General features: G+C 46.1%; 1 protein-coding gene. It reads right to left on the reverse strand.

The annotated features are described in order from the left end of the window. On the reverse strand, positions 1–1026 hold a 1026-nt coding region (gene istA / locus C1A06_RS14970), incomplete at both ends, for an IS21 family transposase (RefSeq protein WP_145996425.1).

Consider the following 1026-nt stretch of genomic DNA (forward strand, 5'->3'; position numbering starts at 1 on the left):
GCTTCTCCTTGTTATAGACAACAACCAACTTCTCAGAGTAGACTTTGACTTCAACCATTTTACCTACCAGGGTGTCTGGAACCGAGTAGTGTGAACCTTTCTTACAGATGGTAGACCATTTATCTACCTTAAAGGTTTCCCACTCAAAGCACCCCATCTCATTGCTACAGTAAGTTAATGCAGCCAGATCAGCAGCCAGACTCACTTGTTTGTCGCTGGTAGAAGGACTGCCCACTTCCTTATTCATTCGCTCACAGGTAGCCATCAGCTGTTCTTGAGCATCTTCCAGGGTATTGAATCGTAAGTTAACACAGAACGCCTTGCGCCGGACATACTCCACCGAGCGTTCCACGTGTCCTTTCTCCCATCCGGCACGGATATTACAGAAGCGATAATGGTAGCGATAGAAGTTGCTTAGGCGAAGCAAGGCATCGGTAGGCTTTTTCTCTGCTCCAACGAACTCTTTGATAGCTACCCGCATATTATCATAGACCATCACCGCAGGTACACCGGACACTCGGGCGAAGAAGTTGCGGTGAGATTCCATAAAGGCCAAGGTATCCTGATGTCGAAAGAGCCAGCCATAACGTCCATTACTGTGGCTGAAGGTGAAGACAGCCATATACAGTCGTTGGAGCTTCCCCCCAAGATAAAGCTTAACTTCTCCCCAGTCAAACTCACAGGCTTCTCCCGGAGGGTAATAACCCCGAACAAAAGCCTCACCGCCTTGATCCTTCTTTAAACTATTGGACTCTTTGATGTATTTACAAACGCCCGAGTAGCTGACTTTAAAACCTTTGTCAAGAACGAACTCATAAATATCTTTACCCAGCATACATTGCTTTTTAAGACCAATAGAGCGCTTTTGTGCATTCTTCTGAAGACAATCATCAATAAGATCTTTGAGAACACCTGTGATAACTCTGCGCTTACGCCCGGAACTGTCGTAACGAGGAGCACAACTAAGAAGTGTTTCCAGAGAAGCTTCCTGATCTGAGCTTTCTAAGGTAGCTTCATACTCCGCAA

Source organism: Dysgonomonas massiliensis, from assembly GCF_900240225.1.
Taxonomy (GTDB): Bacteria; Bacteroidota; Bacteroidia; order Bacteroidales; family Dysgonomonadaceae; genus Dysgonomonas; species Dysgonomonas massiliensis.